Here is a 20,949-nt window from a genome sequence, read left to right on the forward strand (position 1 = left end):
GACCCGGGGACCTTCCGCATGTGTGAGGCTGTGCTCCATGCCCGTCGTCCGTGACCTGCGCGTCCTGTTGCGCCTGCGGTACTTCCGACGCCTGCTCTCCATCCGCCTCCTGTCCCAGGGCGCCGACGGCGTCTACCAGGTCGCGCTCGCCGCGTACGTCGTCTTCTCCCCGGAGAAACAGACCTCGGCCACCGCCGTCGCCTCGGCGATGGCGGTCCTGCTGCTCCCCTATTCGCTGGTCGGCCCGTTCGCGGGCGTCCTGTTGGACCGCTGGCGCCGTCGGCAGGTCTTCCTCTACGGCAATCTGCTGCGCGCCCTGCTGGCCGCGGTCACCGCCGTGCTGATGGTCAGTCATGTCCCGGACTGGCTCTTCTACGTCTCGGCTCTGTGCGTCACGGCCGTCAACCGCTTCATCCTCGCCGGGCTGTCCGCGTCCCTGCCCCGTGTGGTGGACGCCGAGCGTCTTCTGCTCGCCAACTCCCTGTCCCCGACCGCCGGAACACTCGCCGCGACCGCGGGTGGCGGTCTCGCCTTCGCCGTACGGCTCGTGGCGTCCGACTCCGATGCGGCGGTGGTGCTCCTCGGCGCCTTCCTCTATCTGTGCGCCGGCCTGACATCCCTGACCATGCCTCGCGCGCTCCTCGGTCCCGACCGGCAGCCGGTACGGCCGCGCATGGCCACCGCCCTCGCCGAAACGGCACGCGAACTCCTGGCGGCCGTCCGGCATCTGGCCGCACCGCAGCGCAGGGAAGCCGCAGGGGCACTGGCCGCGATGACGCTGATGCGCTTCTGCTACGGCGCACTCCTCGTTCTCCTGCTGATGCTGTGCCGGTACGCCCTCTCCACGAGTCCCGAGAACGGCCTTCGGCTGCTCGGCCTCGCGCTGGCGCTGTCGGGTGCGGGATTCTTCGCGGCGGCCGCGATCACGCCGTGGGCGGCGGGACGTCTTGGGCCGGGGCGCTGGATCGTGGTGTGCTCGGGCGCCGCCACCGTTCTGGAGCCCGCCCTCGGCCTCCCGTTCGCCACCGGGCCCCTCCTGGTCGCGGCCTTCGTCCTGGGTCTGATCACCCAGGGCGCGAAGATCGCCACGGACACGATCGTCCAGGCCGCCGTCGACGACGGCTTCCGCGGCCGCATCTTCTCCGTGTACGACGTGCTGTTCAATGTGGCCTTCGTCGGAGCGGCCGGAGTGGCGGCCCTGATGCTGCCGCCGGACGGACGCTCGGCAACGCTGGTCGTCACAGTCGCCGTCATCTACGGCGCAGTTGCTGCGGCTATGGCCCGCTTTGAACACCGGTGAGTGTCACATCAAAGCCACAGAGTCCCCCTGGGCTACAGGAGTGTCAGTAGTGCCCGGTAGCTTACGTGCGTCTTATGCGCCACTTATGTGCGCTGCTCACCAACTCTCTTAGGGGGACCCCCAAGTGACGACTCCGCCGCCCCAGGGCCAGAACCCGTACGCACAGGGGCAGCAGCCGTACGGCCAGCCCCAGGCTCCGTACCCGCCCCAGGGCGGCTACCCGCAGCAGCCGGGCCAGCCTGGCTTCCCCCAGCAGGGCGCGGCACCGTATGCACCGGTGCCGCCTCAGCGGAAGCGCAACGTCAAGCTGTACGTGCGCATAGCCATCATCGTCGTCGGCCTTATCGCGGCGGCCGGCGGCTACCTCGGCAGCCACAGCGACGACACCCAGAAGCTGGCTGTCGGCGACTGCCTGACGAACAAGGGAACCGCCAAGGACCCGAACATCGAGCAGCTGGACTGCAGCGATCCGAAGGCGGACTACAAGGTGCTCAAGAAGGACGGCAGCACCAGCATCGCCATGCTCGCCTGCCAGTCGGTCCAGGGAACGACCGCTGCCATCTCGTGGCGAGAAGGCAGCGACTCATTCGTTCTCTGCCTGGGAGACAACAAGAAGTAGCGCTTCAACGTGCCGAGGGGCGATGTTTCACGTGAAACATCGCCCCTCGGCACGTTCTGATCCAGGCGGGGTGTTTCACGTGAAACATGGCACCGCCCGGCTCGGCAGAGATCAGTTCTGCTCGGCCCACCAGTCCTTGAGAGCCGCCACCGCCGCGTCGTACCCCATCGGACCGTTCTCCAGGCGCAGCTCCAGCATGTGCTTGTACGCCTTACCGATGACGGGGCCGGGACCGACCCCCAGGACCTCCATGATCTGGTTGCCGTCGAGGTCCGGACGGATCGCGTCCAGCTCCTCCTGCTCCTGCAACTGCGCAATACGCTCCTCCAGACCGTCGTAGGCCCGGGAGAGCGCGGCCGCCTTGCGCTTGTTGCGGGTGGTGCAGTCGGAACGGGTCAGCTTGTGCAGGCGGTCCAGCAGCGGGCCCGCGTCGCGCACATAGCGGCGTACCGCCGAGTCCGTCCACTCCCCGGTGCCGTAGCCGTGGAAGCGCAGGTGGAGCTCGACCAGCCGTGAGACGTCCTTGACCAGCTCGTTGGAGTACTTCAAGGCGGTCATGCGCTTCTTGGTCATCTTGGCTCCGACCACCTCGTGGTGGTGGAAGGAGACCCGGCCGTCCGTCTCGAAGCGGCGCGTACGCGGCTTGCCGATGTCGTGCAGCAACGCCGCCAGCCGCAGCGTGAGGTCGGGACCCTCCTGCTCCAGGGCGATCGCCTGCTGCAGGACGATCAGCGTGTGCTCGTAGACATCCTTGTGCCGGTGGTGCTCGTCACGTTCCAGGCGCAGCGCCGGCAGTTCAGGCAGCACATGGTCGGCGAGCCCGGTCTCCACGAGCAGGGTCAGCCCCTTGCATGGGTGCGCGGAAAGGATCAGCTTGTTCAGCTCGTCCCGAACTCGCTCGGCCGAGACGATCTCGATACGTCCGGCCATCTCCTTCATCGCGGTGACGACCTCGGGGGCGACCGTGAAGTCCAGCTGGGCGGCGAACCGGGCGGCCCGCATCATGCGCAGCGGATCGTCCGAGAAGGACTCCTCCGGCGTGCCCGGCGTCCGCAGCACACGCGCCGCAAGATCCTCCAGGCCTCCGTGCGGGTCGATGAACTCCTTCGCCGGCAGTGCCACGGCCATGGCGTTGACCGTGAAGTCCCGGCGGACCAGATCCTCCTCGATGGAGTCGCCGTACGACACCTCGGGCTTTCGCGAGGTGCGGTCGTAGGCCTCCGACCGGTAGGTGGTGACCTCGATCTGATAGCCGTCCTTCTGCGCGCCGACGGTGCCGAAGGCGATACCGACCTCCCAGACGGCGTCCGCCCAGGGGCGGACGATCTTCAGAACGTCCTCGGGGCAGGCGTCGGTCGTGAAGTCCAGGTCGTTGCCCAGCCGGCCGAGCAGCGCGTCACGTACCGACCCGCCGACCAGGGCGAGGGAGAACCCGGCCGCCTGGAATCGGCGGGCGAGATCGTCGGCAACAGGGGCCACCCGCAGCAGCTCGGCGACCGCGCGCTGCTGCGCCTGGCTCAGGGCAGAGGGAGTGTCTTCGTTGGGGTTCGGCACAACAGAAAAGGGTACGTGCCCCGGCGACCAGGGGCGGCCTCCATTTTCGTCCGGGGCCGGCGGGCGAAGACCAAGGACGGGCCCGGAGAGAGGGACCGCGGACAGCTGCCGGCATACCCGCGCAAGGTCTGCTCTTACGGCGTACGGAAGCTCTCCCCTCGATACTGGATATAGAGGACAGGTCGCCGTGTGTTCTTCGATCTTGTGACGGAGACCGCGGCACTTCCCCTCAGCGCGCATCGTTACCATGCGTGGACGCACATTCCGACGACCACTGACGACGACGAGGGACGGGCGAGCGCGTGGCCGAGGCGGCTGAATTCCAGGGGACCAGTGCCTCACCTGCCCGCCGGTGGCTGCGACGCGCCGGCGCGCTGCTCGCTGGTGCGCCGCTGCTGACCGGGCTGCTCCAGCTACCCGCCGCGGCGCCCGCTGCGGCCGCCTCCTCGGACGCGGTGTCCGTCTCCCTGGACTCACTGACCCCCAGCGCTCCCACGGACGGGGACACGCTGACCGTGTCGGGCACCGTGACCAACAACGGCAGGCAGGCCGTCACGGGCGCGCACGTGGGCCTGCAGGTGGGCCCCATGCTGACCACTCGCTCGGCGATCGACTCCGTCGCCCAGCACCCCGACGACCCATCGGGTGAAACCGGCTCCGAGGTCGGCGGCAAGTACGTGGAGAAGTTCGCCAAGCTGTCCCCGGGCGTCGCCGAGCACTTCAGCATCTCCGTCCCCGTGGACAAGCTCGACCTCGGTGACGACGGCGTCTACGAGTTCGGTGTCTCCCTCTCCGGCCGGACCGCCGCCCAGCCCTGGGACCAGGTGCTCGGCATCCAGCGGACGTTCCTGCCGTGGCAGCCGTCCGACGCCGACACCAAGACGAAGACGACGTATTTGTGGCCGCTGATCTCCACGGTCCACATGACGGCCAAGACGGGCGCCGGCGAGCTCCAGACGCCCGTGTTCCTCAACGACGACCTGGCCAAGGACCTCGCGCCGGGCGGCCGGCTGGCCCAGATGGTGGAACTGGGCAAGGAACTGGACGTCACCTGGGTGATCGACCCGGACCTGCTGGCTTCCGTGGACGCTATGGCCACCGGCAACTACCGGCTGCCGGGGGACGGTGGCACCACCAAGCCCGGGCCGAAGGATCACCAGGCGCTCGCCAAGCAGTGGCTGGCGAACCTGCAGGACGCGGTGGCGGGCAAGGAGGTCGTCGCGCTGCCCTTCGCCGACCCGGACCTGGCGTCCCTCGCGCACAACGGCACGAGCGTCACCGGCTCCCTCAGCCACCTCAAGGACGCGACCGACGTCGCCGCCATCACCGTCCAGACCGTGCTCCACGTCACGCCGAGCACCGACTTCGCCTGGCCGGTGGAGGGCGCCGTAGACCCGGCGATCATGAAGGTGGCGACCTCCGCCGGGGCCGACCGCGTGATCGCCCGCAGTGACAGCCTCGAGGAGACCGCCGGGCTGCCGTACACGCCTTCCGCCGCCCGCCCGGTCGGCGGCGGCACCACGGCGGTGGTCTCCGACGCCCGGCTGTCCACGGCCTTCGAGGGCGATCTGACGAAGGCGGACACGGCCACGCTCGCGGTACAGGAGTTCCTGGCGCAGAGCCTCGAGGTGAACGCGCAGACGGACAAGCAGCGCAGCATCGTGGTCGCCCCGCAGCGCATGCCCACCGCGAGCCAGGCCCAGGCGATGGCAGCGGCGCTGAAGGCCCTCCAGGGCGGGAACTGGTCCCAGTCCCAGGACCTCTCCACCGCGGCCAAGGACAAGCCGGACCCGAACGCCACCACCCACATCCCGTCGGAGTCCGCCTACCCCTCCTCGCTGCGCTCGCAGGAACTGCCGCGGACCGCCTTCGAGCAGATCGCACGCACCCAGGACAAGCTCGGCAGCTTCCAGGTGATCCTCTCCGACCAGTCCCGCGTCGTCACGCCGTTCGGGCGGGCCATAAACCGTGAGATGTCCACGTCGTGGACCGGCCGGAGCTGGCACGCGCAGAGCTACCGCGACGGCGTGGAGGGATGGCTCGACGAGCTGGCCGACCAGGTCAAGCTGATCGACAAGTCGGAGACCAAGCTCTCGGGACGCAGCGCCACCATCCCGGTGACCGTCCAGAACAACCTCGTCCAGCCGGTCGGCCATCTGGTCCTGCGCCTCACCTCGACCATGCCGACCCGTCTGAAGATCGGCGGCAAGGCATACTACGAGCAGCCGGTGGAGATCTCCGGCGGGCACAGCCAGTCCGTGAAGTTCACCACCTCGGCCAACGCCAACGGCCGGGTCACGGTGATCGCCCAGCTGTACACCGAGGACGGCCAGAAGTACGGCGACCCCGTCAGCTTCGACGTGAAGGTCACCGAGATCACGCCCACGGTGATGCTGGTCATCGGTGGCGGCGTGCTCCTCCTCGTCCTGGCCGGTTTCCGGATGTACACCCAGCGCAAGCGGGCATCCGCACGCCAGACGGAGGAGAACTGCACCGACGCGGAGGAGCAGGCCGCCGACGAGCCCGGGAACCCCGACACCCCCGCGGACCGTCTCCCGGAGGAACCAGAGGATTCCGCCTCTCCCACGGGGGCAGACGACCGGGAGCACCCGAGTGACCCTGCACCGGACACCGCACCGGAAAGCCCCGACCCGTCCGGGACGGGTGAGAGAGTGGACCGTTGAGCGATGTCATGGCCGGTGGGGCCAGGGACGATGAGGTGGGGTAAGCATGAACGCGCCGTACGACGGTGATCGCGGCCAGGGCGCGGCCGGCTCGGGCTACCCCGAGACACCGCCGGAGCCCGGTCAGGTACCGCCGCAGCAACCGGCGGACATGTACCTCCAGGACGCCTACGACCAGGACCCCTACCGTGGGCAGGACCTCGCCGCCCAGGACCCGGTCGCCGAGGCGCTCTACGACCGCGCCGCGCACCCGCCGCCCCCTCAGGGCGGCTACGGGCAGCAGCCGCTCTACGGACAGCCCGCCCAGTCGCCGTACGCACCCGACCCCCGGATGTGGGCACAGACGCCGGCACCGGAGCCGGAAGGCGCGACCCCGTACATGCCGTACGGCGACGACCCGCGCACGACCCAGTTCGTGGGCGTGGATGACCTGGTCACGCACTCGGGCGAGGAGTACCACGAGCCGGACGCCTTCGCGCACCTCTTCAAGGACCAGCAGCAGAGCGGTGGGCGCGCGCCCATGGACCCGCCCGGCTACTCCCAGCAGGCCACCGCTCCGGGCACCGGGTACGGTCCCGCCGACCCGTACCCGTCGGCGCCCGGCCAGGGCGCCCAGCAGGACAACCCGTACACCGCGGCCTCCTACGCGGCCGCCCCGGGGAACCCGGCGCAGCCGCCCGTGCCCGCCCCGGCCGCGGCGCCGGATCCCGCCGGTCCGTACAGGGACGTGGAGCCCGAGCCGGCAGCGGCTCCCGCGGCCTCCGCCGCACCCCCGAAGAAGGGCGGCAAGGCCACCGGGCTGCTGAAGTCCAGTGCCGTGATGGCGGCGGGCACGATGGTCTCCCGCCTCACCGGTTTCATCCGCTCGGCGCTGATCGTCTCGGCGCTCGGCCTCGGCTTCCTCGGCGACTCCTTCCAGGTCGCCTACCAGCTGCCGACGATGATCTACATCCTCACCGTCGGTGGTGGCCTGAACTCCGTCTTCGTGCCGCAGCTGGTGCGGGCGATGAAGGAGGACGACGACGGCGGCGAGGCCTTCGCCAACCGTCTGCTGACCCTGGTGATGGTGGCGCTGGCCGCGCTGACCGCTCTCGCGATGCTCGGCGCGCCGCTGCTGGTGCGCCTGCTGTCCAACCCGGTCGCCTCCAACCCCGCGGCCAATGACGTGGCGGTCACCTTCACCCGCTACTTCCTGCCCTCGATCTTCTTCATGGGCATCCACGTGGTGATGGGTCAGATCCTCAACGCCCGCGGCAAGTTCGGCGCGATGATGTGGACACCGGTCCTGAACAACATCGTCATCATCGTGACGCTCGGCATGTTCATCTGGGTCTACGGCACCGCCGCGAACTCCCACATGACGGTCACGAACATCCCGCCGGAGGGCCAGCGCCTGCTCGGCATCGGTGTGCTGCTCGGCCTGGTCGTCCAGGCACTGGCGATGATCCCGTACCTGCGCGAGACGGGCTTCCGGATCCGGCTGCGGTTCGACTGGCGCGGCCACGGCCTGGGCAAGGCCGCGATGCTCGCCAAGTGGACGGTCCTGTTCGTCCTCGCCAACCAGGCGGGCGCCATGATCGTCACCCAGCTGTCCACGGCGGCCGGAAAGGACTCCGGTGTCGCCGGCACCGGCTTCGCCGCCTACGCCAACGCCCAGCTGATCTGGGGCCTGCCGCAGGCCATCATCACGGTGTCCCTCATGGCCGCCCTGTTGCCGCGCATCTCGCGCTCGGCCGCCGAGGGCGACGCCGGCGCGGTCCGCGACGACATCTCCCAGGGCATGCGGACCACCGCGGTGGCCATCGTGCCGATCGCCTTCGGCTTCCTCGCGCTCGGCATCCCGATGTGTACGCTGATCTTCGGCTCCTCGGGCACCGGCGAGGCCACCAACATGGGTTACATGCTGATGGCCTTCGGCCTCGGCCTGATCCCGTACTCGGTGCAGTACGTCGTCCTGCGCGCCTTCTACGCCTACGAGGACACCCGCACGCCGTTCTACAACACCGTCATCGTCGCCGCCGTCAACGCGGGCGCCTCGGCGCTCTGCTACTTCCTGCTGCCCGCCCGTTGGGCGGTCGCGGGCATGGCAGCCGCGTACGGCCTGGCCTACGCGATCGGTGTGGGCGTCGCCTGGCGGCGGCTGCGCAAGCGGCTGGGCGGTGACCTGGACGGCGCCAGGGTGATGCGCACGTACGCGCGCCTGTGCATCGCCTCGGTGCCGGCGGCCCTGCTCAGCGGCGCCGCCTGTTACGGCATCGGGCACACCCTCGGCCAGGGCGTCGTCGGATCCTTCGCCGCGCTGATCGCCGGTGGTGCCGTCCTGCTCGGCATCTTTTTCGTCGCCGCCCGCCGGATGCGCATCGAGGAACTCAATTCGCTCGTGGGCATGGTCCGCGGGCGTCTGGGCCGCTGAGGCGGGGGTAGGCGCACAACCATCGTCCGCCGCCGCGTGTCGTGCATAGCGGCGGACTGTGGGCACAATTGGTTTCGGCGTCGGACAGCGTGCAACGGATGGGGAGGCAGGGACGACGGTGGCGGAACGGAGCACAGCTGCCGTCGACGTGGCAGACAACAGCGGCGAGCAGCCGCTGACCGCCAAGGCGGACCAGTCCACGGCCGACGGGGTGGCCAAGAACCCGGAGCGGGACACGGACAGCGACGAGGCACAGGGGGTCGGGCCCGAGGGCTCCCTGCAGAAGGCCTCGCCTCCCGAACTGCACAGCGGTCACAAACTCGCCAGACGCTACCGACTGGAGGAGTGCGTCACCCGTCTGGACGGATTCAGCAGCTGGCGTGCGGTCGACGAGAAGCTCCGTCGCGCCGTCGGCGTCCACATCCTGCCCGCGGAGCACGTGCGGGCCCGTTCCGTCCTCGCCGCCGCCCGTTCCTCCGCACTGCTCGGCGACCCCCGTTTCGTCCAGGTCCTCGACGCCGTCGAGGAGAACGACCTCGTCTACGTCGTACACGAGTGGCTGCCCGACGCCACCGAGCTGACCACGCTCCTCACGAACGGCCCGCTGGAGCCGCACGACGCCTACCAGATGGTCAGTCAGGTCGCTTCCGCCATGGCCGCCGCGCACCGCGAGGGCCTCGCCCATCTCCGGCTCAACCCCAACGCCGTCCTGCGCGCTTCGACCGGCCAATGGCGCATCCGGGGCCTCGCCGTGAACGCCGCGCTGCGCGGCATCAGCTCCGACACCCCGCAGCGCACCGACACCGAGGCGATCGGCGCCCTGCTGTACGCGGCGCTGACCCAGCGCTGGCCGTACGAGAACAACGCGTACGGCCTGTCCGGGCTTCCCAAGGGCGTCGGCCTCATCGCACCGGACCAGGTGCGGGCCGGTGTGCACCGGGGCCTGTCCGAACTGGCCATGCGCGCGCTCGCCAACGACGGTGCCACCGCCTCCCGTCACGAGACCCCGTGCACCACGCCGGAGGAGCTGGTGAAGGCGATCGGCGAGATGCCGCGCATCCGCCCGCCGGAGCCTGCGTTCACGGCCCCGCCGGAGTACCAGCGCACGACCTACCAGCAGGGCACGTACGGCCGCCCGGCACCGCACCCCGGCGCCCCCCAGCCGATCACCACGCCGCCGCCCCCGCTGCAGAGCCGTACCGGGAAGGTTCTGAAATGGGCCGTGTCCGCCCTCCTCATCGCCGCCCTCGGCCTGGGCAGCTGGCAGTTGGCGGACGCACTGATGGACCAGGGCGGCAAGTCCGACGACACCAACAAGAGCCAGCAGACGGGCGACGGCGACAAGGGGGGCGCGAAGCCCAATCCGATGCCGATAAGCATCAAGGGCAGCCGGGAGTTCGTCGCCACGGGGGACGCCCAGCACCCCGGCGATGTGGCCAATACCTACGACGGGAACGCTTCCACGTACTGGAGGACGAGGACCTTCAACGAAGGTCCCCCGATCGCGCCCTACAAGCCAGGTGTCGGCATCGTCTACGACCTGGGTTCGGCCAAGACGCTTCGGACGGCGACCCTCGACCTGCGCTACCCCGGTGACCACACGACCGTGGAGCTGTACGCTGCCGACTCGCTGACACCCGCGTCGCTGGACTCGATGGACCAGATCGGCAAGGCCACGACCACGGGCACCACCGCTACGGTGAGGGTCACCAAGTCAGTGAAGACGCAATACGTCCTCGTGTGGCTGACGGCCGTGCCCTACTCGGGTCCCGACTCGGCCGCGTACGCCAAGGCCGGCTACAAGCAGGCCATCGGCGAAGTGAAGTTCACGGGCTGACGTCGCACCCGGACCGGAGGGGGCAGATGGCGGAGGACGCCGGATACGACGGAGTGAGCGACAAGGATCTGCTCTCCCGCCATGTGGAAGGCGACCCTGATGCCTTCGGAGAGATCGTGCGGCGGCATCGGGATCGGCTCTGGGCGGTCGCGCTGCGGACGCTGGGGGACCGTGAGGAGGCCGCCGACGCGGTCCAGGACGCCCTGTTGTCGGCTTACCGGGCCGCTCACACCTTCCGGGGCCAGTCGGCGGTCACGACCTGGCTGCACCGGATCACGGTGAACGCCTGCCTGGACCGTGCCCGCAAGGTGGACTCGCGGAAGACCGCTCCGGTCGACGACACCGAGCGACTGGAGCAGCTCCTGGAGCCGCACGAGTCGGCCTCGGCGCCGGCCGAGCGGAACGATGTGCACCGCCAGCTGCTCGAAGCCCTCGGCACACTCCCGCACGACCAGCGAGCTGCCCTGGTCCTGGTGGACATGCAGGGATATCCCGTGGCCGAGGCCGCACGGATCCTCGACGTGCCGACGGGCACGGTGAAGAGCCGGTGTGCCCGGGGCAGAGCCCGGCTGATGCCTCTCCTCACTCATCTACGGCCCGAAGGTTCCGGAAGCGGAAAAGAACCCGGCGCGGGACGGAACCGGGTGGAGGGGACATCCGTCCCACCGGCAACGGGGACTTCGAGCGAGGGCCCCAAGGACGCGGGACCGAGCGATTCAGCCGTAGTGAAGGGCGGAGGTGGGCGAGCGTGACTTCCACGACAGACACGGCCGGGCACCCGGACGTCGCGGAGATCTCCGACCTCACCGAAGGCCTTCTGCCTCCGGACCGCAGCACGGACGTACGGCGCCACCTGGACACATGTGAGCTGTGCGCGGACGTCCGCGCCTCGCTGGAGGAGATCCGAGGGCTCCTGGGATCCGTATCGGGAGCGGAGAGCATGCCGGCCGACGTGGCCGAACGTATTGATGCCGCGCTCGCCGCCGAGGCGCTGCTCAGCGCCTCCGCTCCGGAACCCCTGAGCGCCCAGGCCTCCACGGAGACCGACCCGAGGCTAGGGGACGGCCAGGGTCATGTTTCACGTGAAACATTGCCTCCCTCGGACCGCCCCGCCGGCCGTCCTCAGGCGGCGACCGGTCCGGGGCGCAAGGGGCGCGAGCGGGGCCGGCGTCGGGGGCGTGTGGTTCTGGGGGCTGTTCTGACCGCCGCCGTCCTCGGAGTGGGGTCCCTGGTACTGCAGTCGTTCGGTGATCACTCCTCCGACACCACCGCCCATGGAAAGCCGACGCCTTCCGTCGGCCCCTTCTCCGGCACGAGTGTCGAGAGCCAGGTGAAGGATCTGCTCACCACCAAGAAGTACCCGCAGCAGGGCCAGCAGCCTCGATCGGGCCACCAGTCCGAGCAGAACACCCCTCAATCGACCGAGAGCGCGAACACCCTGCTCCAGACCGACGTCGCCGTCCCCGACTGCGTCCGAGCCACGCTCCACCGGGGCGACAACGTGCTGGGCGCCAAGACGGGAACGTACGACGGTAAGTCCGCCTATCTGGTCGTGGTGCCCGATGCCACCGACAGCGCGCGCGTGACGGTTTACATCGTCGATGCGGCCTGCATCCGGCAGCAGCCCGGCTCCGCCGGCACGGTTCTTCTGAAGCATTCCTTCCCACGTCCCTGAGTCCGCCCCTCCCTGAGTCTGCCGGGCCGCTCCCGCTGTCACCCGGCGCATGCGTGTGCCCCGACACACCGGGAATGCGGGCCCCGTAGGATCCGTTGGGTGGGGTGAGAGTCCTGGAAGGGTCTCCCACCGGTCGACTGACGCAGACCAGAGACGAGGAATCAAGCCGTGAGCGACGTCCGTAACGTGATCATCATCGGCTCCGGGCCCGCCGGCTACACGGCGGCGCTCTACACCGCGCGCGCGTCGCTGAAGCCCCTGGTGTTCGAGGGCGCCGTCACCGCCGGTGGCGCGCTGATGAACACCACCGAGGTGGAGAACTTCCCGGGCTTCCGCGACGGCATCATGGGCCCCGAGCTGATGGACAACATGCGGGCGCAGGCCGAGCGCTTCGGCGCCGAGCTCATCCCGGACGACATCGTCTCCGTCGACCTCAGCGGTGAGATCAAGACCGTCACCGACACCGCAGGCACCGTCCACAAGGCGAAGGCCGTCATCGTCACCACCGGCTCCCAGCACCGCAAGCTGGGCCTGCCGAACGAGGACGCGCTGTCCGGTCGCGGTGTCTCCTGGTGCGCGACCTGCGACGGCTTCTTCTTCAAGGACCAGGACATCGCCGTGATCGGCGGCGGTGACACCGCGATGGAGGAGGCCACCTTCCTCTCGCGGTTCGCCAAGTCCGTGACGATCGTCCACCGCCGGGACACGCTGCGCGCCTCCAAGGCCATGCAGGAGCGTGCCTTCGGTGACCCGAAGATCAAGTTCGTGTGGGACAGCGAGGTCGCCGAGATCCAGGGCGAGCAGAAGCTCTCCGGTCTGAAGCTGCGCAACGTCAAGACCGGGGAACTGTCCGAGCTGCCCGTGACCGGTCTGTTCATCGCGATCGGCCACGACCCGCGCACCGAGCTCTTCAAGGGCCAGCTGGATCTGGACGAGGAGGGCTACCTGAAGGTTGCCTCTCCGTCCACCCGCACCAATGTGACCGGTGTCTTCGCCGCCGGTGACGTGGTCGACCACACCTACCGACAGGCGATCACCGCGGCCGGCACCGGCTGCTCCGCCGCTCTGGACGCCGAACGCTTCCTCTCCGCCCTCGCGGACGAGGAAAAGGCGGAGCCCGAGAAGACCGCCACCGTCTGACCCCCTCCCCCTTTCCCCGCCCCACCGCACGATCGAGTTAAGGAGCCCGCCGTGGCCGGCAGCCTGAAGAATGTGACCGACGATTCCTTCGAGCAGGACGTCCTCAAGAGCGACAAGCCCGTCCTGGTGGACTTCTGGGCCGCGTGGTGCGGTCCGTGCCGCCAGATCGCTCCCTCCCTGGAGGCGATCGCTGCCGAGTACGGCGACAAGATCGAGGTCGTCAAGCTGAACATCGACGAGAACCCCGGCACGGCCGCCAAGTACGGCGTCATGTCCATCCCGACCCTGAACGTCTACCAGGGTGGCGAGGTCGCCAAGACCATCGTCGGTGCCAAGCCGAAGGCCGCGATCGTTCGCGACCTCGAGGACTTCATCGCCGAGTGACGTTTCACGTGAAACACGAATGGGCCAACCCGACTGGGTTGGCCCATTCGCGTATGGCACTTCGCTGAGGCTACAGCGGCCTTAGCGCCGGTTCCTTCTGGACCGCTCCGAGAAGCCGATCGAGTGCCATCTCCACGTCTTCTCTCCAGGAGAGCGTCGATCGCAGCTCCAGGCGCAGCCGTGGATGCGCGGGGTGCTGCCGGACCGTCTTGAAGCCCACGGCCAGAAGATGATCCGCCGGCAGAAGGCAGGCGGGTTCCTTCCAGCGGGCGTCACCGAAGGCCTCGATCGCCTTGAAGCCCCGGCGCAGCAGATCCTTGGCGACCGTCTGCACCAGCACTCGCCCCAGCCCCTGCCCCTGATATCCGGGCATGATGAACGCCGTCATCAGCTGCACGGCGTCCGGTGAGACGGGACTCGTGGGGAAGGCCGTCGAGCGTGGGACATAGGCCGGAGGGGCGTAGAGAACGAAGCCCACCGGTACGTCATCGACGTACACCACCCGGCCGCACGATCCCCAGTCCAGCAGAACGGCAGAGATCCAGGCTTCCTTCTCGAGTGCCGAGGTCCCCGCCCTTACCGCTGCTTCTCCGGTGACGGGGTCGAGTTCCCAGAAGACGCACGACCGGCAGCGTTGGGGGAGGTCTTGAAGGTTGTCCAGCGTGAGCGGCACGAGCCGACGCCCCATGAAGGCTGATCCTCGCTTCCTTCGCCCGCCGCATCACGAGCGGCTGTCAGAGCACTCCGCCCCCTGAGCAGGCTGCCGACGAATCCGCCGACCGCTCCAAGGCCCAGACCCGCGCTCACCAGTCCGGTGCGGCTCATCGATCGCATGGCCCCGTCTCCCCACTCAGAGATCCAGATGCTGTCCGGTGGATGCGCCATACCCCTTCGCATCGTATCCACGATGCGATTCGCTCGATAGCGCCTCAAAGCAAAGAGCGGGCCGCGTTCCGGCACACACCGGACACGGCCCGCTCCCTCTGTGGCCGAGTGGGTCCGCAGGATCAGTCGTCCTGGTCGTCCGTCGTGTCCTGTAGTTCCTGATGCAACACCGGCCCCTCGCCCGGAGCGAGCGTGCTGAGGATCCGCTGAAGATCGTCCACCGAGGCGAACTCGACGGTGATCTTGCCCTTCTTCTGGCCCAGGTCGACCTTCACCCGTGTCTCGAAGCGATCCGACAGACGGGTCGCCAGCTCGTTCAGGGCCGGGGAGAGCCGGGAGCCGGCCCGCGGCCCCTTGGCGCGCTGAGGCTTCTGGGGCCGCGACCCCATGAGGGTCACGATCTCCTCGACGGCCCGCACCGAGAGCCCCTCGGCCACGATGCGGTGAGCGAGCCTGTCCTGCTCCTCGGAGTCCTCGATGGACAGCAGAGCCCGGGCGTGCCCGGCGGAGAGGACACCGGCAGCCACCCGCTTCTGAACGGCCGGCGAGAGCTTCAGCAGACGCAGCGTGTTGGAGACCTGGGGTCGGGAGCGCCCGATCCGGTCGGCCAGCTGATCGTGCGTGCAGTTGAAGTCCTTCAGCAGCTGATCGTAGGCAGCCGCCTCTTCCAGCGGGTTCAGCTGCGCGCGGTGGAGGTTCTCCAGCAGCGCGTCCAGGAGAAGCTTCTCGTCCTCCGTGGCCCGGACGATCGCCGGGATGGCCTCCAGGCCGGCCTCGCGGCAGGCCCGCCAGCGGCGCTCGCCCATGATCAGTTCATAGCGGGCGGGTCCCAGCTGCCGTACGACGACCGGCTGGAGGAGACCGACCTCCTTGATGGAGGTGACCAGCTCGTGCAGCGCGTCCTCGTCGAAGACATCACGCGGCTGACGCGGGTTGGGCGAGATCGCGTCGAGAGGGATCTCGGCGAAGTGCGCGCCCATCGGAGGAGCCGGCGTCTCCATGACGGTGCTTGTTGGGGGCTCCTCGGTTTCATGTGAAACAGGCGGCAGTATGGCGACCTTCGCCGCGGCAACCCCGCGGTCGGTCGTCAGGACCGGGACGGCAGCGGGGGAGGCGGACGCCCCGCCTCCCAGCGCGGCCGGAGCCGGGTTCTTCTCCGTCGGGGCAGCGGGGATCAGTGCGCCGAGACCACGGCCCAGCCCCCTCCGTCGCTCGCTCACTGGATCCCCTCCACCATGCTTGGGTCGTTCTGGACGCCGATGTGGGCCTGGCTGGCGTCATAGCTGATGCCGATGCCCTTCAGCGCGATTTCTCGAGCCGCCTCAAGATACGACAGGGCACCGCTCGATCCAGGATCGTAAGTCAGCACCGTCTGTCCGTAACTCGGCGCCTCGGAGATACGGACCGAGCGGGGAATGCTTGTCCGCAGCACCTCATCGCCGAAGTGGGTGCGCACCTCTTCCGCGACCTGGGAGGCGAGACGCGTCCGGCCGTCGTACATGGTGAGCAGGATGGTCGACACATGCAGCGTGGGGTTGAGGTGCCCCCGCACCAGGTCGACGTTGCGCAGCAGCTGGCCCAGGCCCTCGAGTGCGTAGTACTCGCACTGGATCGGAATGAGGACCTCCTGGCCCGCCACCAGAGCGTTGACCGTCAACAGGCCGAGCGAGGGCGGGCAGTCGATGAGGATGTAGTCCAACGGCTGTTCGTAAGCCTGGATCGCCCGCTGCAGTCGACTCTCACGGGCCACCAGGGACACCAACTCGATCTCCGCACCAGCGAGATCGATGGTGGCGGGGGCGCAGAAGAGACCTTCTACGTCGGGGACCGGCTGAACGACCTCGGCGAGAGGCTTGCTCTCCACCAACACGTCATAGATGGAAGGAACTTCGGCGTGGTGGTCGATCCCGAGGGCGGTGGACGCGTTGCCCTGCGGGTCGAGGTCGATCACCAGGACGCGGCCACCGTGCAGAGCCAGCGAAGCAGCAAGGTTGACGGTGGTCGTCGTCTTGCCCACGCCGCCCTTCTGGTTGGCGACCACGATGACTCTGGTCTGCTCCGGCCGGGGCAGGCCTTCGCCGGCGCGGCCCAGAGCCTCTACCGCCAGTTGGGCCGCACGACCGATCGGAGTGTCGTCCATCGGAGGCGGTGTTTCACGTGAAACATCCGCCCCCATCGACTCGGTACGGGGACCGGGGACCGGATCGGTCATCGGTCCCGCGATGTTGGCGTCGGACCGCAAGGATTCACTCTCCTCGACTTCAGGCTCGCAATGAACAGAGCCTCCCATGTCTTCGGGGTCGTGAACCAGTGAGGCCTGGTGTTCTGTGGAGAAATCCACCTCTGTGGACAACTCGGTGCCCCGGGAGAGGGGCGCAGCGCCCTGCGCCAGGGACGAAGTGCGCTGAGAGACGGGATCCTCACCCAGGGAGCCGAGGGGCTTGCGGTCGCGGGGTTCGGCCGCAGCGCGACCACGACTGATGATGCCGTGCAGCAGTGAGCGACGTTTCACGTGAAACACGATGCACAGCAGCGGCGACCGGACCTTCGCGACACTCCGTCCTGTGCAGGTTTGGCAGCTTGTGTGGAGTACGTCTCGTCGTCAGGACGGATCAGAGACGCCTCTGCTCCTGCTCAGCGACGACGGCGGGCCCGGCCCGTCCGAGCCGCCTTGGCACGCTTGGCCGCGAACCGCACACCCCCTGGGCTCTCCCCGACCTCGACCCGCACCACCGTGGACATCGGGTCCACGATGCCCTCACCCACATGCAGGATCGACGTCTCCACCGCGCCAAGCTTGCTGAGTGCCGTGGCCGCGGCCTTCAGCTCCTCCTCAGCGGTGTCCCCCTTCAGCGCGAGCATCTCGCCGTAGGGGCGCAGCAGCGGGATGCCCCAGGTGGCCAGCCGGTCCAGCGGCGCCACGGCCCGGGCGGTCACCACGTGGACCGGCGGCAGCTTGCCCAGGACCTCCTCCGCACGGCCCCGCACCACCGTGACGTGGTCCAGGCCGAGCAGCTCGACGACCTCGGTGAGGAAGTTGGTGCGTCGCAGCAGCGGCTCCAGCAGGGTGATGTTCAGGTCTTCCCGGACCAGGGCCAGCGGGATGCCGGGCAGGCCGGCGCCGGAGCCGACATCGCAGACCGTCACTCCCTCGGGGACGGCCTCGGAGAGCACCGCGCAGTTCAGCAGATGCCGCTCCCACAGGCGGGGCACTTCCCGCGGGCCGATCAGGCCACGCTGCACGCCCGCCTCGGCAAGCAGCTCCGCGTAGCGGACCGCATCGGCGAAGCGATCACCAAACACTTCCCGCGCCTGCTCGGGCGCGGGGGGAAGCTCCGCTGCCTCCGTCACGGGGACCGTCCTTCCGTACCGCGCCGGCGCTTCACGCACCGGCCACCAGAACTACCAGGCTGACAAAGTTCGGCCCCGTCTGCTCAACAGACGGGGCCGGTGAAACGTGGGGGCCGATCAGGCGGGCAGCACGACGACGAACCGCTGCGGCTCCTCGCCCTCGGACTCGCTGCGCAGCCCCGCGGCCTTGACCGCGTCGTGCACGACCTTGCGCTCGAACGGGGTCATCGGCTTGAGCTTGACGGGCTCACCGCTGTTCTTCGCCTCGGCAGCGGCCTTGGCGCCGATCTCGGACAGCTCGGCCCGCTTCTTGGCCCGGTAACCCGCGACGTCCAGCATCAGCCGGCTCCGGTCGCCGGTCTCCCGGTGCACCGCCAGGCGCGTCAGCTCCTGCAGCGCCTCCAGCACCTCGCCGTCCCGGCCGACCAGCTTCTGCAGGTCGCGGCCGCCGGTGTCGCTGATGATCGACACGGAGGCGCGGTCGGCCTCGACGTCCATGTCGATGTCGCCGTCGAGGTCGGCGATGTCCAGCAGACCCTCCAGGTAGTCCGCCGCGATCTCGCCCTCCTGCTCCAGGCGGGTCAGGGCGTCTGCACCCTCGGCAGCGGCGGAGGTGGTGCCTTCCGTCACGGGATGGACTCCTTCTTACTTCTTGGACGGGGACTTGGGCCGCTGCGGGCCACCCTTGCGCTGGCCGGACTGGGCCTTGCTGCGGGTGCCGGAGCTGGGCTTCGGGGCCTGCTGGGCAGCGGTGGGCTTGGCGTCCTGCGGCTCGTCGGACTTCTCCAGCGAGGTGGACCCGCCGGCCTGCTTGGGCCCGCCGGACTGACGCTGTGCCTTCGACTGGCGCTTGGGCTGCTGGCGCCGGGCGGCGGTGCCGGTGCCGGCCTCCGAGGTGGTCTCCACACCGTCAGCGGTCTGCGCCGTGGCCTGGGCCACGCTCTTCACCACGGTGCCGTCGGTCTGGGCGGCGAGCCCGGCCTTGTTCAGGGCGTTGACGAACTTGCGCTCGAACTCGTTGCGGTCGCGGCCCTTGGCGACGATCGCCTTGACGATGGCCTTCTCGCTGCGCCGGCGGACCTTGCCGTGGTGCGTGACGTGCTTGGTCAGGCGCTCCAGGTAGGCGGCCTGGGCCTTGGAACCCGGGGTCGGGTTGTTGTGGATGACGTACATCTGCTGGCCCATGGTCCACACGTTGGTGGTCAGCCAGTAGATGAGGACACCGACGGGGAACCGGATACCGAAGAAGGCGAACATGACCGGGAAGACGTACATCAGCATCTTCTGCTGCTGCATGAACGGCGTCTTCACCGTGGTGTCGACGTTCTTCGTCATCAGCTGGCGCTGTGTGTAGAACTGCGACCCCGACATCAGGACGATCATGATCGCGGTGACGACCCGGACGTCGGTCAGCGACGCACCGAGCTTCGCCACCGTGTCGGCGCTGTCCAGGAACTTCGCGGCCAGCGGGGCGCCGAAGATGTGGGCCTTCTGCGCGCTCGCCAGGAGGCTCTGGTTGATGACGCCGATGGTCTTGCCCGACGCGATGCCGTTGAGCACGTGGTACAGGGCGAAGAAGAACGGGGACTGCGCCAGGATGGGAAGGCACGAGGAGAGCGGGTTGGTGCCCGCGTCCTTGTACAGCTTCATCATCTCTTCGGACTGACGCTGTTTGTCGTTCTTGTAGCGCTCCTGGATCTTCTTCATCTCCGGCTGGAGCGTCTGCATGGCCCGCGTCGACTTGATCTGCTTCACGAAGAGCGGGATCAGGCAGATACGGATCAGGATCACCAGGGACACGATCGACAGGCCCCAGGCCCACCCGGTGTCGGGGCCGAAGATGGCGCCGTACATCTTGTGGAACTGGACGATGACCCATGAGACGGGTGTCGTGATGAAGCTGAAGAGGCTGGCAATCGTGTCCACTAATCATGCTCCTTGGGCATGGGACGAGGTCTCTGCGGCCGGGCTCGGAGGAAGCTCGGAAGACTGGCTCCCGGGCTTCGCTTCGGTGGCCGGTTCGGCGGCGGAGGGCCCCGCCTTGCGTGCGCGCCAAGCGTTGCGCAGCATTTCGTGCCACCGCGGGCGCTTGCGCGGCGGAACATGGTCCACACCGCCCAGCGACCACGGATTGCACCGGAGGATGCGCCAGGCAGTGAGCGCCGTTCCCTTGATCGCACCGTGCCGGTCGATGGCCGTGTAGCCGTAGTGGGAGCACGACGGGTAGTACTTGCACACCGGCCCCAGCAGTGGACTGATCGTCCACTGGTACAGCTTGATCAGAGCCAGCAGCGGGTACTTCATCGCGCGCCCCCTCCCAGCAGCCGCTGAACGGCGGCGTCCAGGTCTCGGGCCAGCTGTGCGTGGTCTGCGTCGCCCGCTCCGGGCAACGCTCGTACGACTACCAGGCTACCGGGGGGAAACAGGGCGACTCGGTCACGCATCAGATGACGCAGTCTGCGCTTCACTTTGTTGCGCACGACCGCGCCACCCACGGCCTTGCTCACGACGAAACCCGCACGCGTCGGGGGAGCGCTCTCCCCAGGCGCGTGCGGGTCCGTGGCACCGCTACGAAGGTGGACGACGAGAGTCGGGCGTCCTGCCCGGCGTCCTCGTCGGACCGCGGTCGCGAAGTCCTCGCGCCGCCTCAGCCGGTTCTCGGTAGGCAGCACGACGTCATGACCTGATCGGGATCAGGCGGACAGGCGGGCGCGACCCTTGCTGCGGCGGGACGCGAGAATCGCGCGGCCGGCACGGGTGCGCATACGCAGCCGGAAGCCGTGGGTCTTCGCGCGACGACGGTTGTTCGGCTGGAAGGTGCGCTTGCTCACTCGGGGGCTCCAGAAAGAAATCGGTAGTTGCGGGGTGCCGTCTTGGCTGTCACCGTGCGCCCACGAGTAGCTCGCGTCACGCCCGAGTGCACCGCTTCCCGATCACCTGACGTGACCTGTGCCCATCGGAGGCAGGCGGCAGCAGCCATCGACAACTCGACCTGGTTACGGTACGCGGGGCCGCGCCGTCCGGTCAAACCGGGGGTCACGGAGAGACACTATCCACAGGCTGGGGACAACAACTTGAACCGCACCCGCCGCGCTGACTACCGTGGC

General features: G+C 68.8%; 19 protein-coding genes. 9 read left to right on the forward strand and 10 right to left on the reverse strand.

The annotated features are described in order from the left end of the window. Nucleotides 1-37 precede the first annotated feature (37 nt). A complete protein-coding gene (locus tag ACFYZB_RS31135) occupies nucleotides 38-1,300 on the forward strand; it encodes an MFS transporter (protein WP_388764264.1) in 1,263 nt (420 codons plus the stop codon). Nucleotides 1,301-1,424: 124 nt separating this feature from the next. Next, entirely contained in the window at nucleotides 1,425-1,919 is a 495-nt protein-coding gene (locus ACFYZB_RS31140) for a hypothetical protein (protein ID WP_388764265.1), read from the forward strand. A 111-nt stretch (nucleotides 1,920-2,030) separates the two neighbouring features. Here ACFYZB_RS31140 and ACFYZB_RS31145 read toward each other — a convergent pair whose 3' ends face one another. Continuing rightward, nucleotides 2,031-3,473, reverse strand: coding sequence for a CCA tRNA nucleotidyltransferase (locus ACFYZB_RS31145; protein ID WP_388764267.1), 1,443 nt, complete (start codon nucleotides 3,471-3,473; stop codon nucleotides 2,031-2,033). Between the two features lie 302 nt (nucleotides 3,474-3,775). On the opposite strand from ACFYZB_RS31145, the gene ACFYZB_RS31150 reads away from it, so the two are divergent. From ACFYZB_RS31150 to trxA, 7 genes are all read left to right on the forward strand, one after another. Further along, nucleotides 3,776-6,157 carry a DUF6049 family protein gene (locus tag ACFYZB_RS31150; protein ID WP_388764269.1) on the forward strand — a complete coding sequence of 794 codons (2,382 nt, stop codon included), beginning with the start codon at nucleotides 3,776-3,778 and terminating at the stop codon, nucleotides 6,155-6,157. Nucleotides 6,158-6,203: 46 nt separating this feature from the next. Beyond that, nucleotides 6,204-8,570 carry a murein biosynthesis integral membrane protein MurJ gene (gene murJ, locus ACFYZB_RS31155; RefSeq protein ID WP_388764270.1) on the forward strand — a complete coding sequence of 789 codons (2,367 nt, stop codon included), beginning with the start codon at nucleotides 6,204-6,206 and terminating at the stop codon, nucleotides 8,568-8,570. 118 nt (nucleotides 8,571-8,688) lie between these two features. Continuing rightward, a complete protein-coding gene (locus tag ACFYZB_RS31160) occupies nucleotides 8,689-10,407 on the forward strand; it encodes a protein kinase family protein (protein ID WP_388764271.1) in 1,719 nt (572 codons plus the stop codon). 26 nt (nucleotides 10,408-10,433) lie between these two features. After that, entirely contained in the window at nucleotides 10,434-11,159 is a 726-nt protein-coding gene (gene sigM / locus ACFYZB_RS31165; protein ID WP_388764272.1) for an RNA polymerase sigma factor SigM, read from the forward strand. Then, a complete protein-coding gene (locus tag ACFYZB_RS31170) occupies nucleotides 11,156-12,082 on the forward strand; it encodes a hypothetical protein (RefSeq protein ID WP_388764274.1) in 927 nt (308 codons plus the stop codon). Before sigM ends, ACFYZB_RS31170 begins: the two co-directional genes overlap by 4 nt. A gap of 168 nt (nucleotides 12,083-12,250) precedes the next feature. After that, nucleotides 12,251-13,222: a thioredoxin-disulfide reductase gene (trxB, locus tag ACFYZB_RS31175; protein ID WP_388764276.1), complete on the forward strand. Its 972-nt coding sequence runs from the start codon at nucleotides 12,251-12,253 to the stop codon at nucleotides 13,220-13,222. Between the two features lie 51 nt (nucleotides 13,223-13,273). Then, entirely contained in the window at nucleotides 13,274-13,606 is a 333-nt protein-coding gene (gene trxA / locus ACFYZB_RS31180; RefSeq protein WP_351208571.1) for a thioredoxin, read from the forward strand. 70 nt (nucleotides 13,607-13,676) lie between these two features. Here the strand turns inward: trxA and ACFYZB_RS31185 are convergent, their stop codons facing one another. The 9 genes from ACFYZB_RS31185 to rpmH all read right to left on the reverse strand — a co-directional run bounded on the left by ACFYZB_RS31185 (nucleotide 13,677) and on the right by rpmH (nucleotide 20,673). Further along, nucleotides 13,677-14,294 carry a GNAT family N-acetyltransferase gene (locus ACFYZB_RS31185; RefSeq protein WP_351208570.1) on the reverse strand — a complete coding sequence of 206 codons (618 nt, stop codon included), beginning with the start codon at nucleotides 14,292-14,294 and terminating at the stop codon, nucleotides 13,677-13,679. Between the two features lie 319 nt (nucleotides 14,295-14,613). Beyond that, on the reverse strand, nucleotides 14,614-15,711 hold the full coding sequence (locus ACFYZB_RS31190; RefSeq protein WP_388764278.1) for a ParB/RepB/Spo0J family partition protein: 1,098 nt from the start codon (nucleotides 15,709-15,711) through the stop codon (nucleotides 14,614-14,616). After that, nucleotides 15,708-16,781, reverse strand: a complete 1,074-nt coding sequence (locus ACFYZB_RS31195) for a ParA family protein (protein WP_079133866.1) — start codon at nucleotides 16,779-16,781, stop codon at nucleotides 15,708-15,710. Before ACFYZB_RS31195 ends, ACFYZB_RS31190 begins: the two co-directional genes overlap by 4 nt. A 344-nt stretch (nucleotides 16,782-17,125) precedes the next feature. Then, complete coding sequence (gene rsmG / locus ACFYZB_RS31200; protein ID WP_351208568.1) at nucleotides 17,126-17,842, reverse strand: 16S rRNA (guanine(527)-N(7))-methyltransferase RsmG; 717 nt, start codon at nucleotides 17,840-17,842, stop codon at nucleotides 17,126-17,128. A gap of 117 nt (nucleotides 17,843-17,959) precedes the next feature. After that, a complete protein-coding gene (locus ACFYZB_RS31205) occupies nucleotides 17,960-18,472 on the reverse strand; it encodes a protein jag (protein WP_388764280.1) in 513 nt (170 codons plus the stop codon). A gap of 15 nt (nucleotides 18,473-18,487) precedes the next feature. Further along, nucleotides 18,488-19,768, reverse strand: a complete 1,281-nt coding sequence (gene yidC / locus ACFYZB_RS31210) for a membrane protein insertase YidC (RefSeq protein ID WP_055707458.1) — start codon at nucleotides 19,766-19,768, stop codon at nucleotides 18,488-18,490. A gap of 3 nt (nucleotides 19,769-19,771) precedes the next feature. Further along, complete coding sequence (gene yidD, locus ACFYZB_RS31215; RefSeq protein ID WP_351208566.1) at nucleotides 19,772-20,146, reverse strand: membrane protein insertion efficiency factor YidD; 375 nt, start codon at nucleotides 20,144-20,146, stop codon at nucleotides 19,772-19,774. Beyond that, on the reverse strand, nucleotides 20,143-20,514 hold the full coding sequence (gene rnpA / locus ACFYZB_RS31220; protein WP_079048889.1) for a ribonuclease P protein component: 372 nt from the start codon (nucleotides 20,512-20,514) through the stop codon (nucleotides 20,143-20,145). Before rnpA ends, yidD begins: the two co-directional genes overlap by 4 nt. A gap of 21 nt (nucleotides 20,515-20,535) precedes the next feature. Continuing rightward, nucleotides 20,536-20,673: a 50S ribosomal protein L34 gene (rpmH, locus tag ACFYZB_RS31225; RefSeq protein WP_003956500.1), complete on the reverse strand. Its 138-nt coding sequence runs from the start codon at nucleotides 20,671-20,673 to the stop codon at nucleotides 20,536-20,538. Nucleotides 20,674-20,949: the final 276 nt, after the last annotated feature.

It is taken from the genome of Streptomyces sp. NPDC001852 (assembly GCF_042891825.1).
Lineage (GTDB): Bacteria > Actinomycetota > Actinomycetes > Streptomycetales > Streptomycetaceae > Streptomyces.

Bases quoted from the DNA above. Each gene is read 5' to 3' on its own strand.
- ACFYZB_RS31135 (WP_388764264.1), top strand. From the start codon at position 38: ATGCCCGTCGTCCGTGACCTGCGCGTCCTGTTGCGCCTGCGGTACTTC.
- murJ (WP_388764270.1), top strand. From the start codon at position 6,204: ATGAACGCGCCGTACGACGGTGATCGCGGCCAGGGCGCGGCCGGCTCG.
- sigM (WP_388764272.1), top strand. From the start codon at position 10,434: ATGGCGGAGGACGCCGGATACGACGGAGTGAGCGACAAGGATCTGCTC.
- ACFYZB_RS31185 (WP_351208570.1), bottom strand. From the start codon at position 14,294: ATGGGGCGTCGGCTCGTGCCGCTCACGCTGGACAACCTTCAAGACCTC.
- ACFYZB_RS31195 (WP_079133866.1), bottom strand. From the start codon at position 16,781: ATGGGAGGCTCTGTTCATTGCGAGCCTGAAGTCGAGGAGAGTGAATCC.
- yidD (WP_351208566.1), bottom strand. From the start codon at position 20,146: ATGAAGTACCCGCTGCTGGCTCTGATCAAGCTGTACCAGTGGACGATC.